The sequence below is a fragment of the Mycoplasma sp. 1018B genome (assembly GCF_024582675.1).
Classification (GTDB): Bacteria; Bacillota_I; Bacilli_A; order Mycoplasmatales; family Metamycoplasmataceae; genus Mycoplasmopsis.
Map to the genome: position 1 here is coordinate 339,333 of NZ_CP102084.1, position 16,370 is coordinate 355,702.

At 22.4% G+C, this 16,370-nt stretch carries 7 protein-coding genes; 5 read left to right on the forward strand and 2 right to left on the reverse strand.

Translation table 4 applies throughout. The annotated features are described in order from the left end of the window. Positions 1-718: 718 nt before the first annotated feature. The 5 genes from NPA14_RS01300 (at position 719) to NPA14_RS01320 (ending at position 9,071) form a co-directional block, all read left to right on the forward strand. On the forward strand, positions 719-2,374 hold the full coding sequence (locus tag NPA14_RS01300) for an IS1634 family transposase (protein ID WP_257076227.1): 1,656 nt from the start codon (positions 719-721) through the stop codon (positions 2,372-2,374). A gap of 394 nt (positions 2,375-2,768) precedes the next feature. Beyond that, positions 2,769-4,751 carry a S8 family serine peptidase gene (locus NPA14_RS01305; RefSeq protein ID WP_257076229.1) on the forward strand — a complete coding sequence of 661 codons (1,983 nt, stop codon included), beginning with the start codon at positions 2,769-2,771 and terminating at the stop codon, positions 4,749-4,751. Positions 4,752-4,901: 150 nt separating this feature from the next. Then, complete coding sequence (locus tag NPA14_RS01310) at positions 4,902-5,444, forward strand: hypothetical protein (protein WP_257075567.1); 543 nt, start codon at positions 4,902-4,904, stop codon at positions 5,442-5,444. A gap of 469 nt (positions 5,445-5,913) precedes the next feature. After that, the gene (locus tag NPA14_RS01315) at positions 5,914-7,956 is read left to right on the forward strand and encodes a class I SAM-dependent DNA methyltransferase (protein ID WP_257075569.1); all 2,043 of its coding nucleotides are present in this window, start codon (positions 5,914-5,916) and stop codon (positions 7,954-7,956) included. Positions 7,957-8,006: 50 nt separating this feature from the next. Beyond that, positions 8,007-9,071 carry a restriction endonuclease subunit S gene (locus tag NPA14_RS01320; protein ID WP_257076234.1) on the forward strand — a complete coding sequence of 355 codons (1,065 nt, stop codon included), beginning with the start codon at positions 8,007-8,009 and terminating at the stop codon, positions 9,069-9,071. A gap of 208 nt (positions 9,072-9,279) precedes the next feature. On the opposite strand, the gene NPA14_RS01325 is transcribed toward NPA14_RS01320, so the two are convergent. Together NPA14_RS01325 and NPA14_RS01330 are read right to left on the reverse strand one after the other, a co-directional pair. Then, complete coding sequence (locus NPA14_RS01325; protein ID WP_257075570.1) at positions 9,280-10,362, reverse strand: M42 family metallopeptidase; 1,083 nt, start codon at positions 10,360-10,362, stop codon at positions 9,280-9,282. After that, positions 10,362-16,343: an MGA_1079 family surface serine endopeptidase gene (locus tag NPA14_RS01330; protein ID WP_257075571.1), complete on the reverse strand. Its 5,982-nt coding sequence runs from the start codon at positions 16,341-16,343 to the stop codon at positions 10,362-10,364. The genes NPA14_RS01325 and NPA14_RS01330 overlap by 1 nt, the downstream gene beginning before the upstream one ends. Positions 16,344-16,370: the final 27 nt, after the last annotated feature.

Here is a 16,370-nt window from a genome sequence, read left to right on the forward strand (position 1 = left end):
TATTTTGTTGTAATTTCTTCAATAATTTGTACTAATTTAGAATCGGTAAGAATTTTTGCATCTTAAATTAATAATGTTACACTATTATCTAATTTAGGAGTTCTTCTAGGAGAATTTTAGTTGTATCATTTAAAGCTCATGTATCAATAGCAAAAACTAAAAATTTAAACTATGAAATTTTTTATTAAGAATATTTTAAAAATCTTTCCCGATTTAAATAAAATAGCAATTAATATCAAATGTTATATAATTTTTGAAGTTACTTCTTTTATGTTTTGATGTGTTTTTATTACAAAAAGAAGACTAAATTTTATATCAGTAAAAACTTATAACAAAAAATTGTTAATCAAAATGATATTTTTAAAAGAAAATACTAACATTATTTTGTAAAATTATTTTTTCTAAGAGTTATATAATAGCAAAATTAAACTTTTATTTACAAAATTTTCTTTTTTAATAATTAAAAAATAAAGTAAATTGTGAAACTAATAATTTTTTTCAAAATTTTTATTATTTTTTTACATTCTTCAAACATATAAAATATAAAAACATAAAATTATTATATGAAGATAAAAAATATTTTTAATCCTGAGTTTCCAAGTTGCAAGCTCATTTTTTATAATTTTTAAATTCAACTTATATACTTTGTATATAAGTAAAAAACAAAAAATTTTTATTTTTTACAATGATTACAATGATAATAGTGTATAATTAACCCATGAGCAATTACATCTTATATAAAAGAAACAACCCAAAAGGTATCTATTTAGCAATAGGAATTTCAAAAGGTTATGGCAAAGGAATTGGTGATTTAGTTGGTTTAGGATATTGAAATGAAATTAAGAATAAATATTCTTTGCAAAACATTGAAGATTTAAAGGCAATCGCAAAATTAGTTCCATTTACAAACAACAAAGTTGAAGCAAAGAGCAAATTTTTTGAATTGTTAGAACCAACATCTGTTGAAACCAATGTTAAAAATGTTGGAATTGATTTAATTTACAAAATTATCAAAGAGCTAGACTTATTCAGTTCATTGCCAAAAAGTAAACACAAATCATTAGAAGAAGTTCTTGAATTTATCATTGGAACCAGAATTATTTTTCCAAGAAGCTATATTTGTCAATACAAAAACAAAAATGATTTTTTACAGAACGTTGAAATCAAAAAATCATCAATTTATAACTATTTTGATACTTTTTTCACAAACAAAGAAACTATTTTGTTCAATCTTTACAATAAATTACAAGAATTAACTAATAGAAACACTAAACAATTACACTTTGACAATACAACTGTTTATTTTGAAAGTTTTTCAAGAAAAGGGATAAGACAAAAAGGTTTTTCAAAAGACGGTAAACATGATGAAGACCAAATTGTAATAGCAATGGCAACAGACAATAATGAAATACCTTTTCATTACAAAATTTTTGAAGATAATACTGCAGATTCACAAACTTTAATTAAGTTTTTAATTGAAATGGAAAGAATTTACAAGATTAAAGACATAACAATTATTGTCGACAGAGGAATTAGTCAAAATTCTAACTTAAGATTTTTAGAGCAAAAAGGTTATAAATACATTGTTCAAAAACGCATTGATAACCTTAGTGAAGCAGACAAAAAATTCATCATTGAAGATAAAGATTATATGTTGGAACATGAAATATTTTCAAAAAGCAGATTTGTTGAATCTGTTTGAGCAAACAATAGAAAAAAGAAAAGATTTAATCAAACTCTTAGAAAACAAATAGTTTACTTTAGCCCAGCAAAAGAAAAGCTTGACAGAATAAAAAGAGCTTTTTCGATAGCCAAATATGAGAAAAAATCAATAAATAATGTAATTTGCTTAAGCGATCTTGTTCCAGAATATAAGAAAAAATATATGGATGTTGAAGGCAAAACAATTGCCAAATTAAACTACTCTAAAATTAGAAAAATAGCTGATCAAGATGGTTTCTATATGATTGAAACCAACATACCAGATTTAACAGCACAAAGAGCTAATGAAATTTATAGACAACAATGAAAAATTGAAGAAGGTTTTAGAACATTGAAATCTTCGCTTGAAGTTAGACCGATGTTTGTTCATAAAGATTCTCACATTCAAGCGCATGTTTTCTTGTGTTTCTTAGCGTTGATTGTTTTAAAATACTCAATTTATAAACTCAAAAAGTTCTATGAAGATAATGGTGAAATTCAAAAGATAACTATGAACATGTTTATAGATGCCTTAAAACTTATAACAATAACAACTAAAACTGTTAACGGTAAAGTTGTTGGTGAAATCATTAATAATTTGGATCCAAATCATTATGAATTAAACAAAATATATAAAGATTTTTTATTTGTTATAGAAAATCTATCATTGTAATTAAAAATTCAAAAAAACGAAAATACCTTATTTATAGGTGTTTTCGTTTTTTAGCCCTTTTTAACTTGGAAACTCAGGATATAATTTTTGAAGTTACTTCTTTTATGTTTTGATGTGTTTTTATTACAAAAAGAAGACTAAATTTTATATCAGTAAAAACTTATAACAAAAAATTGTTAATCAAAATGATATTTTTAAAAGAAAATACTAACATTATTTTGTAAAATTATTTTTTCTAAGAGTTATATAATAGCAAAATTAAACTTTTATTTACAAAATTTTCTTTTTAATAATTAAAAAATAAAGTAAATTGTGAAACTAATAATTTTTTCAAAATTTTTATTATTTTTTACATTCTTCAAACATATAAAATATAAAAACATAAAATTATTATATGAAGATAAAAAATATTTTTAATAAATTCGGAAAGTTAACTTATTTAGCAATACCTATTATTCCTTTTTCAGTTGTTATATCATCATATGGCAGTCATCATACAAGAGGAAGAGATACATTAAAACATATTAATGGTTATGGTATAACTAGATTAGTAAAAATCGAAGAATTATCATTTGAAAATAACCAACTAGTTATAAGAAATGTTGATAATGTAAAATCAGCAAAAATAGCAATTGTAAAGTTAAAAAATAGATTAAATAATAATTTTAATTATAAAAATATAGAAAATACCAATAATAAAGTCATAAATAAATGAAAAAATCAATATTCTAATCTCAAATTAAATTTTGAATCTTTTTTAACAGATTATAGAATATGAATAATTTCTAGAAATATTTTTTCTAAAGAAGAAGTTGCATTTTTAAATAAAATAACTAGAGATAATGATGTTGAATATGTAAGTGTAATGACAAATAAAAATTATGAAAAATATTATGAACCTAATTTTTGAAGATCAGCCGCTTATCAAAAACAATCAATAGCTTATATGAAAATTAATGAAGAAGGTACAAAAAAACAATTAGAAGCTATTAACGTTTACAATCATTTAAAAAGTGAATCATTTAAAAAAGAAATTAACATAAAAACTAATATAAATCAAGAAAGATTTAAAGTAGGTATTATAGAACATGATGCTTGACTTGATAGACATCACAATGTATTTTATGAAAATAAAATTGAACAATTAGAACAAAATGAGAGAATCAATCATCCAGAGTTTTATAATTATAATTTTTATAATATACCTTCAATTCACGCGATGAATGTTGCTACAATTTTAGCAAGTAGATATGGTATAGCGCCTGGAAGTGATATATTTGTTGCTCCTATTTATAACATAAAACAAAATATTTACACAGATAATAATCGTTTAAATAAGACAAAATATAATAAAGAATCTTATCTTTCACAAAATATAATAAACTTAGATTTTTATTATAAAGTTTGAATTAAATCTATTGATTATTTAATATCTAAAGGAGTTAAAGTAATTAATCATAGTTATTCAAGACCTGACAATAATATAGTTAGCGAATATATTAATGAAACAACTATTAAATATAATGTTTTACATGTATTTGCTTCTGGAAATCAAGGGAGAATAAATGGTAAAACGCAAAATTGGAAATTAGATCAAAATTCAATAGTAGTAGGTTCTGCTAAATTAGGAAGACATTCTAAATGAAGTTTAAGTGATTTTAGTACTTATATGACACAAGATAATATTAAAAATCCTCTTAATCCCTTGATAGTTGCTCCTGGAGAGGATTATGATTTATTTGATGGAAAACAATATGGAACTAGTTTTTCAGCTCCAGTAATAAGTGGATTATATAGTTTATTTATAAGACATCCTGAGATACTAAAATTTAAGGACTCACAACTTCCAGAATTATTTAAATCTATTTTAGTAACAGGTGCTAGTCAAATAAATAATACAGGTATAAAAAAATATAAAGTAAACGGATTAGAAGAAAGAACAGGAGCAGGAATGCCTGATTATGAAAAAATGTTAGAAATAATAAATAATGAACAGTATGAAGTTTTTAATAACTTAAGACTCAATCATTCGCAAATAGTTAAAGGTAAAAATAAAATTAAACTAAAATTTTTAGATAAAATAAAAATATCTCTAGCTTATAAAGATATTCCAGCTATTAAAAATAAAACATTAAAAGAAAATAAAGATAAAAAAATTACTTTTGCCCTTGTTTTAAAAAGAATAACCAAATCAGGTCAAATAGAAATAGTAAAAAGAATTTATGATATGTTTTCAAATGTTTTAGTTTTAGAACACACTAATTTTAAAGAAGATTCAGAATTTTTTTATGAATTAGAAACTATATCACAAGATAATAACTATATTAGCAATCCAAATCAAACTATAGCAATCAGTTATTTGATTAATCATTACTAAATATTAAAATAATATAGTTTTAAAACTATATTATTTTTTTGTATTTTTTATTTTCATAAACTTGAAACTAAGGAATTAATTCCTTAAGGTGAATTATCATATTGAGAAAAATATCACAAAAAATTAAATCCTAACTTCCCAGTAGTAGGTGTGATATATTCATTAATTATTACTGTACCTATTGTAATTATCTTTAGACTAATTGGTGCTTTAGGTTACAGTTTAACAGCAGCTGATTATTCAATTTATAGTATTGATCATTCAATGTGTAAATTATATTCATTTGCCGATTTAATGGCTAACTGAACTGCATTATTTACCTTTGCATTTATCGGTTGTGCTATTTATGGAGCAATTAAAAACAAAAAAACTAATAGAATTAAAATTAATCAAACAGTACCTCACTTTATGTTTTGAGCAATAAGTGCTTTAGTATTAATTTTTGTTTCATTATTAATTTCTACTATTATTCCAATTATTGATTTATTCTTATTAATTGGTATTAAAGATAAAACTACAGATGCTTTTAGTACTCTATTAATTTCTCGTTTAATGCTTGTAATTGTTTTAGGTATTTATGCTGCATTATGTTTTATACCTTCAATAATTCAAGATGCAATCAACAAGAAAAAATATGGATCATTAGAAAAATTTGAAGAATATAGAAATAAAGTATTAAACTTAACAGTTTAATATTATAAAAAGGGGATAATCCCTTTTATTTTTTATAAAGTAACTAATAAATATATTAATGCAAATATTTAATTGGATAATAAATAATCAATATTCATTTTATAAATTTAAAACTTACTTATTCATTTTAATTTAATAATTGAATTAAATTAATGGTTGTTAGAAATTTTAAAAATAAATAAATTTTATTCATTGAAATTATAATTTTAAAATATAAATATTTATTAAGATTGCATTAAATTTAAATAAAAAATTATTGATATAATAATAAAAACTCAAATTATGAAAATAAATAAATTCAAACTATAAAAAATAACAAAAATTTCAAAACAAAAGCCATCATAATAACAAAATTAAACAATAAATGTTATTAAATAAATATATAAAAATGAACTTAATACAATTAAAATTTAGAAATAGAGATAATATATTAAGTATTTAAAAATAAATATTTTAAAAGGACAATAAAATGAAAAAAATACAATCTATTGAACCAAATATAGCTGATCTTGTTAATGGTTGACTTAAAAGTTATGGCTTAGATTATAAATTAGAACAAGAAAAGCTAAATGAACAAATAGATAAAGCATTAGACGAATACAAATCTAAAAGTGGTGGGACAGGTGGTAATAGACCAGATGCCAAACTTTTATTACGTGATGAATATTTAAATTATTATCCTATTTTGATTGAATATAAAGGTTATAAAGATAAACTCGTTAAATTAGATAACTATAATAGAGTGGATAATAAAACTATTAAAAATGAACCTAATTATCAAAATATCAATAATTATGCTGTCAATGGTGCAATACACTATGCAAATGCTATACTTCATTATACTAATTACACAAAGATAATTGCTATAGGTGTTACAGGATATAAAAATAATGCTGGCAAAATTGAACATTCTATAGGAGTATATTATGTATCAAAAGATAATTTAGGAATGGGACAAGAAATAGGCAAATATAGTGATCTTTCATTTTTAAGAAAAGAAAACTTTAATGAGTTTATCAAAAAAGCTAATGAATTATTTTTATCCAATGAAGAATTAGAAGAACTTAAACAAAAAAGAGAACAAGAAATTACTTCAAGTCTTATAAAACTAAATAATGATATATATGCAAATGAAAAAGGTCTTAGCGAAAATGATAGAGTATATCTTGTATCAGCTTCAATAATGGCAACCTTAGGTATACCTAATAAAGTAAGTCCTTTAGAAAAATCTGATTTAAAATCTTCAATAGAAGAAGGTAACACAGATGGTGATATCATAGTAAGAAAAATTGAATCCTTTTTAAAAAATAAAAATTTACCTAAATCCAAACAAGATCTCATCATAAGAACACTAAAAAATATATTATTATCAGATAATATCAATAAACCAATAAATGGAGAAAGTCAATTAAAGAGAATCTTTTGTAAAATCGTAGACGATTTAGGAATATATTACAAAATAGGCTTAACAACTGATTTTACTGGAAAATTATTTAATGAAATGTATTCTTGATTAGGTTTTACTCAAGATAAATTAAATGATGTAGTTTTAACACCATCTTATGTTGCAAATTTATTAGTCAAATTAGCCAGAGTAAATAAAGATAGTTATGTATGAGATTTTGCAACAGGTAGTGCGGGATTACTAGTAGCCGCCATGAATGAAATGATTAATGATGCCAAAGCAAAAATTATTTCTCCTTTAGAATTAACAGAAAAAGAATCAAAAATCAAAGCTGAACAACTCTTAGGTTTAGAAGTATTACCTAATATTTATATGTTAGCGATTTTAAATATGATTCTTATGGGGGATGGTAGTGCAAATATTTTAAATAAAGACTCATTAATTGATTTTGACGGTAAATATGGTTTTGCCAAAATCGATGAAAAATTTCCTGCTGATGCTTTTGTTCTTAATCCGCCATATTCAGCAACTGGTAATGGTATGATTTTTGTTGAAAAAGCTTTTTCAATGATGAAAAAAGGCTACGCGGCAATTATTATTCAAAATTCAGCTGGCAGCGGTAAAGCCAAAGAAATTAATCAAAAAATACTAAAAAATAATACGCTTCTTGCTAGTATAAAAATGCCTATAGATTTATTTATTGGTAAATCAAGTGTACAAACTAATATATATGTATTTAGAATTGGTGAAGCACATCATAAAGATAACATAGTAAAATTTATCGATTTTTCTAATGATGGTTATACAAGAACAAACAGAAAAAAGGCAAATGTTAATTTAGTAGATTCAAATAGAGCCAAAGAAAGATATCAAGAAATTGTAGATCTTGTACGTTTTGGAAAAAGTAAACTTAATATATTTACTGAAAAAGAATATTGTGAAGGATATATTGACCCAGAAAATGGTTCAGATTGAAATCAAAGTGCACCAATAGATACAAAACCCACACTTGCTGATTTTAAAAAAACAGTAGCTGATTATTTAGCTTGAGAAGTTTCTAATATTATTAAAAATACGAATAAGGAAGATGAAGAACTAAAAAAATAGATGCCTCACTGAATGAAAAATTACAAAATATTCAGTGAGGCAAATATAAAATTGGTGAATTGTTTGATGTTTTATCTAGTAAAAAAATATTTAATGCAAATAAAATTGATAATATTTATAATAAACAAATAAAAAATACTTATCCATATATAGTTAGAAAAACAATAGATAATGGACTAAAAGGTTATATTAAAGAAAATGAAAAATATTTAAACGATGGAAACACTCTTTCATTTGCACAAGATACTTTTACAGTTTATTATCAAAAAGAAAAATTTTTTACAGGAAATAGAGTAAAGATTTTAAAGCCTAAATTTTCAAATGTTAAACATAACGTAATGATAATATTGACAACTTTAATACAAAAACAATTAGAAAAATTATCTTGAGGTGATAGTTCAACAATTGAAAGTATTAATAAAACAAATTTTTACTTACCAACAAAAAACGGTAAAATAGATTTCGAATTTATGGAAAACTTTGTTACTGAGCTGGAAGCTCAGCGTGTTACTGAGCTGGAAGCTTATTTAACTGTTACTAATTTAAAAGATTATCAACTTACAACTGAAGAAGAAAAAACTCTAGATAATTTTACACATTTTGAATGAAAAGAATATAGAATTGGCGATTTGTTTGAAAGTGAAAACGGAAATTTTGATATTCAAAAAAAACATATTAATAATAAAGGTATAAATGTAATTACAGCAGGACTTAATAGTAATGGTATTTTAGGAAAAAGTGACGTTAACGCCAAAATTTTTAAGGAAAAAACAATCACTATTGACATGTTCGGAAATTGTTTTTACAGAAATTTTAAATATAAAATGGTAACTCATGCAAGAGTATTTTCTTTAATTCCTAAAATTAAAATAACTGATAAAATTGGAATTTTTTTAGCAAATAGTTTAACTTATCTTTCAAATAAATTTGGCTATGAAAATATGTGTTCTTTTGTTAAAATAAAAGATAAAAAAATCAAACTACCAATAAAAAATGGCAAAATAGATTTTGAATATATGGAAACATTTATTAGTGCAATACAAAAACTTGTAATAAAAGACGTTGTAGAATGAACTGATAAAAAAATTAAATTAACAAAACAAGTTATAAATTAAAAGATAACAATTCTGTTATCTTTTTTAATAAAAAAATAAATTAAAAAAAAGAATAATTTATAGAAAATATAAATTATTCTAACTATATTATTTTTTTAGAAATATTAGTAAAAGAAATTAATCTATTAAATAGTATTTTGAAAACAAATACTATTTAATAAATTTATCTAAACTTATTAATTACATTTTTTCAAAATTAGTGAATTAATTATAGATTTTTTAATTCTTTTAACATATTATTATCAAACACTTTAACAAATTCGTATATTAAATCTAAAGTTGCTTTAATATCTTTTAAAGAAGCTACTCCTATAGGAGCATGTAAATAGCGTTGTGGTATAGATAAAGTAATAGTAGGTACGCCACCATAGCCATATTGTAATTCACAACCATCAGTACCACCACCTTCTGCTATATATCTATAGCAAGGAATTTGATGTTTTTGAGCAATATTTTCTAATAAATTTACTAATTTAGGATCAGTTAAAATTGCTGAATCTTGAATTAATAAAGCAACTCCATTACCTAATTTAGCTACACCTTTAGGGGCGTTAGTTGTATCATGTGCGGCTCCAGTATCAATAGCAAAAGCCACATCAGGTTTAATTAGTTGTACGCTAGTTTTAGCTCCTCTAGTACCAACTTCTTCTTGAACTGTACCAACAATAAAAGTTTGATTAGGTAAATTTAAATTTTTGATTTTATTAGCTAATAAATCAATTACAGTTACACCAGCTCTATTATCCATTGCTTTACCAGCCATTAAATCATTAGGCATTTCAAAAGTTTGACCACTTAAATATACTCTATCACCAATTTCAATTCCATATTCAATTGCTTCTAATTTAGAATTAAAACCACAATCAACATATAATTCTTTAGTTGTAGGAACTTTAGTAATATTTTCTTTATTCATAATATGTATTGAAGTATGGCCAAAAACACCATAAATAGCTTTTTCGTTTTTATTAGTTACTACTTTAGCTCTTGTACCAATTATAGCCGCAGGTCAAATGCCGCCCACAACACTTAATAATAAATTACCATTTTCTTCAATTGATCTAACTAAATAACCTACTTCATCCATATGAGCAGCAATCATTATTTTAGGAACGTTTTCTTTTGCTTTAGTTGCAATTATTAATGAACCTAAACCATCTCTTGAAAAAGTTAAATTAGCATCTTGTGTATTTTTTTTCAATAAGTTAACAACTGGTTCTTCAAATCTACTAATGGCTTCTAATTCCATATAAGATTTTAATTTTGTTTTAATTTCATTATAATCTTTCATTATTTCTCCTTATTTTTAACTTGATTATCAAATTGAGTTAATTTAATTGGGTTAATAATTCAATCAGGTATTTTAATTGAACTATCTCAAGCACTTAATTTTAAAAAGTTGGCAGCTAAACTATTAGTATTAGGTGCATTTAATAAATCTTCAGGTTGATCTACAAAACCAAAATAATTAAAGTGTAAATAATCTTTTTTGTTTGCTTCCCAAATTTTTGAATAATTGTATCATGAAGTACCTAAATAATATAAAGCGGCTGAATTAATTGAGGAAATATAATTACCTCTATCATCTACTATACCTGTACCACTTAAACCTCCTCTAAATAAAATAGGGGCATAACTAGTACTATCAGAAGTACGAGTAAAGAATTCACGATTATCACCGATATTATTTCTATTAACAATATGACTTACTTGTCTAAAAGCAGGTCAACCGGTAAATAAACGATTAGTTGAATAAATTGGTTTATATTCTCATTTAAAACTTCTAGCATTATCACGATTAACAGCGTTTAAAAAGTAAGTAAAATTGTCTTTATTGTAATTTGAAACATTTAAATCAGGTAAATTTTTAATATTTTCAAATCAACTTAAAGCTTTATATTTACCTTGATTTTTTAAATTATCTATAGCTTCATTAATATCAATCATATAAGCACTTAAATCAACATTTAAACCTGTTCTAGCTTCCTTGGCTTCTGTGATTTGTTTAATACCAGTTCAAAAGACAAAAGTTTGTACTCTAGTATTATTAAAATCATTTCATCCACCTTCAAAAATATCACCTGATCTTCATAATTTATCTAAAGATGAATGAGTGACTAAATTTCTACTTTGTCAAGCATTAGCTACAGGATTTTCTACAAAATTATTATTATTTACAACATGATTATTAGTTATGAAATAATATTTACCATCTTTAGGATCATCACTAACTTTACCAATCAATAAAGAACTTCCTTGTCCTAAACCTAAAACTCTATTATTAATATCATTGATTCTTGGATCTTTATATGATTGATGCATCATTTCTATACTAGTTTTATAACCTTCATGTCATTTATAAGGTAAAGTCTCATTAGGATTATATTTAAATAATTCATTATGATTATAACCTTCATTATAAATGTAATAAGGCATGTTGTCAAATTTGTTAATTGACATATTTTGATAATCAAATTTGTTGGTTAAATATTGACTAAAAGTTTCATTAGCTTGTTTATTAGCATATTCAATAACTACTGACGAGCCAAAATTTTGGTTAAAGAAAATAGCTTCATCAGGATTAAATTTAATTTCAGGTAAATTATTAGCATCATGAAAATATGTACGTTTTGCAAATTGATCTCCAACAATTCTAAAGCGATCATTATCTAATAATGAGTAATTAAATTTAATTCCTTCATTAGTTAAAGTAAAAGTTAAACGATATTTAACTTTGATTTCATCCGTTGCCGATGTTTCTTGATCTATAATAATTTGTTTTTCTTTTAATAATTTTTCATAATCTAAATCTACACTAATGCCACGATCATATTTAGAAATTCTTCAAATACGATAAGCATCTTGATAAAGTAAATTAGCAAAAAAGTGGAATTTTATTTTAGATTCTGAAAGATTTTTTCTATTTAAAATTGCTTCATAATAATCTTTTTTAAAAATTCAATTTACTTGATTATTAGCTTTATCAATTTCAAAATAATTATCTTTATAATTTAAATTAATTTTACGTCTTCTTAAAATTAAATCATTTGCTAAAAAGACTTTTTTCATATCATAAACAGCATTAAGATTATCTAAAATCTCTTCATTATTTATATTATCTATTATTTGATTTTTAAAGCCATTTATTTCATATCAAACATCGCCTTTGATAACTTGATTTACATCACCAGTAGCTTTTGGTAAAAGATAATTATTATATTTAAAGCTAACAAATAATCTTTGTGATTGTTCTTTATTAATAATTTTAACTTGATCAATTGATAAATTGTTTTCTCAATTATCTAAAGTAAAATCATGATAAGCTTTTTGTTGCATTTTAACTAATTGATTTGCTTGTTCTAAATTATTTTTAACTAAATTATTAAATTCATTAACTGTTAATTTAGCAATTTCATTTTTATTAATAATTAATTCTTTGTTAGTTAAATTATTAATAAGAGCTAAAGGATAAGCTTCTAATTGATAATCATTATATAAATTTTTTAATGTAATTTCTTTATTTGCTGTATATCTGATTTGACTATTTTTCTTATTAATAACACCTAATTTAAAAGTTAATTCATGATTATTATCACTTTTAACATCGTAAAAATAAATAAAATAATTATTAGTTAAAGGATTTAAGGTTAAATTGTTTTCTTGATCTTTTTCATTTCTAATTTGTGCATAAGCTAATTGATTGTTATTATTTGAAACAAATCTTAAAAGATGATTTAGTTTATCAAATGCTTTTTGTTGCATTATTAATTTAGGATCTAAAGTTCTTCTAGTTCTTATATCATTATTGGCTGTTTGAGCACGATATTCACCTTGAACAAAATTATAAGTAAAATTAGTACTATTGATTTGATCTACTAAATTTATTATGTTTGCTTCTGGTTTTTGATATTGTTCATTATTGAAATCATCAGTTACAAATCATCTATTTTTAGGAGCAAAATCTTGAGCTTCTAATTCTTTAAAATATCTCAAAGTAAAAGTAGAGTTGGTTTTAATACCGGTAAATTCATCATTTTTATATAAACCAAATCTTACTGTAGCTGTGCCATCATTTTCGTTATAATAAGCATTATTTCTTATTTGAGCTAATTCTTTAGGTAAAAATTTAATACTATATTCGCCTTGTTTAGCTAATTCGTATAAATCATTTAGTTTATCGTAAATTTGTGAAGGAATATAATCTTCATGTGAATGAAAAGCCTCTTTAACTTTTAAGTTTCTAATGATTCTACTTACATTATTATTTTTAATTAAATTCGTAAAAACTAAACTATCTCTATTTGTTTGATCTACTATTAAATTACTAAATATTATTGGATAAATTAATTCTTGTTCACCTTTAGTTAATTTAACTAAAACTTTTACATATGGTCCATGAACAAAAGCAAAATTTAAAATATTTGTTAAACTAGGATCTTTAATATAAGCAAATTTTAAAACTTCGCTAATTTGTCAATTACCTAATTCAAAATCAAAACTTTTTAAAATGATTTCTTTAAATAATTCTCTAGTTAAAGAATCATCTTTATTTAATCAACTTAAATTAGCTGGAATAGATTTATATTTATTACCAGTTTCTTTTTTAATATCACTTGCTGCTTTGGCAAAATAATTGCTAAGAGAAACATTAGTAGTATTATTTTCAAATTTAGCTTCTTTAATAAAATATTCACTTGGTTTATAATTGAAATCACTTGCTTGTTTATTGATAAAAGTATAAAGAAAATTATTAGTAAATAATTCAAATCTAGTGTGATCAATAGTTTGTTTAACATTATCAATAGTTTTAATAAGTAAATTATTATAAAATAAGTCAATACTAAAATTTCATAATACTTCGTAAACTTCAGCTTCTGTAGGTTTACTATTGATTCTAATATTTTTAGTTACTTTAACAATTTGACTAGAAGTGCGATCTCAATTAATTTTAAAATCAAAAAGATTATTTACTTTAGTATTTTTTTTCTCAAAAGCTTGTTCTAAAAGATCTAAATTATCATAAATTTTTTGACCACTTAATAAATTGATTAATTGATAATCAACATTATAAAGACTTTCTATATTATTAATTTTAATATTTGCAGTTAAATCATTAAAATCATTAGTAAATTTAATACTTCTTTTGTCTTCAATGCTAATATCATTTTTAGTTGCCACTAAAATTAAATGTAAAGTATTTATATCATTTTTATCTAATTCTAAATCTTTAACAGTTAATTTAATATTTTTATCATTTATTAAATTAAGAAAATATAATGCGTTAGTTTTATTAATACTTGTTGAATAAAGTTTAATGTGTAAATCAGGATTAATATCTTGATTAATTTTTAATTCAAAGTTTTTCATGAAGCTATTTAATTCTTGTAAAGTTGAACTTTGTTTTCAATTTAAAAAGCCATTTAATTGAGTTTGTTTTCAATTTGAAACAACATTAGTTTCTTTTTTTATTAAACGATATTCAAATTTGATAGTATTAGTTTCTAAATCAAATTGTAAGTTTCTAAAAGATTCTACTGGATAATTAGAATTTAAATTCTTTACAATAAGATTTTCATAAAGCACGTGTTTAACTAATGTATTTTCTTTATTAGGATAATCAAATTCATAATTTAATTCATTCATTTGTTTTGTTAATGTATTAATTTGATTTTCATTTGGCATAACTTTAAGAAAATTATTGATTGAAGCATAAAAAATTTGACTATAAATATTTTCTTTTAAATTATTGTTATATTTACTAATTTGATAAGCCAAAGTAACTTGACCTATTTCTTTATTTAAATTAATAATTTCTAAATTAACTAATTTATAATCATTATTATCAACAATAAATATTTTGTTTAAATCTAAATCTTCCACTTTAGTTTTTTCTTTGTTTGAATAATCAAGATTTAAATTTAAATCATTTAATTCTCTTTGCGCATCTATTATCAAATTATTATTAACACTTTGATTATTAAAATGATTGAATAATAATAATTTTTGATTATTTAAAATAAAATTAGCATTATTACTTTGATCTTTAACTTGATAATTAATTTCTATTAGACCATTTTTTGCATCATAATTAATATCATTAATTTTTAAATTTATATTATTTTTTGTTAAAAAAGATTGATCTATTTTAATATTATCAATTGTTAAATTTTCTAAATTATTATTTGTTTGAATTGTAAAAATATTATCAGCTTTTTTGTGTAATTCTTTTAGTATCTTTAATAATTTATTTTCAATTTGAGTTTTTTGCTTTTTTAATTGAGCAAAAAAATCTACTTTAATTTGCATTAAATTGGAACTAATGCTACCAAAAATATGATGATCTCTTTTAAGAGCATAAGTAATTAATAAACTGCCATCATAATCATCAAAATCACTAATTGCATAAATTTCAAGATTTAAGCTACTATATTTTTGATTTTGATTTTTTCATATAAAACTATTAATTTGAGCTTGAGAACTCAAAACATTTTCTTTATTTTCATAATCAAAAATTACTTCTTGAGCTCAATTATTTAATTCATTATTAGCCTCTATTCATAATTGATGATTTTCTTTATTATTAAAGTTATTAGTTTTTTGAAAACCAAAAATAGTGTATTCTAAAATGTTTGAAGCACTATTATAACAATTATTTTTATTTATTATTTGATAATGAATTTTTAATGAACCTTCTAAATCGTTAGCTTCATTTAATTTGATAATAATTTGATAATCATTATCTACATTAGAATTTTTAGTAATAATTTGTGATTCATTAACACTGGAAGCTAATAAATTATTTTTATCCAAAACATCAAAAATTAAATTTTGGTTATTCAATTGATTTTTATCTAGCAAAATTTGTTCTTGATTTTGATTAAATAAAGAATATTGAGTAAAACCACTATTGCTTTGATATTTTTTAAAATCAGTAATTGTTTTTTGAAAAATTTGACTTTTATAAATACGATTTTGATAATCTAATTTCAAAATATAATTTAAAGTTATTTGTCCCTGCAAACTATTGGTTTGAATAATTTGCAAATTATCAATACTAATATTATATGAATCATTATTTTTTACTTGATATGTTAAATTATTAATATTAAAATCAGCAACTAAAGTATTTTCTTTATTAGGATAATCAAATTCGATTGTAACTTTATCAAAAATATTTTTACTATCAATATCTTTATTAATACAACTAGCTGCAAAAATAGTCAATGAACTTATTGGTAATAAATTTAAAAATAATTTAAAAATTTTTTTCATTTTACTCCTTTAATAACATTTAATAAT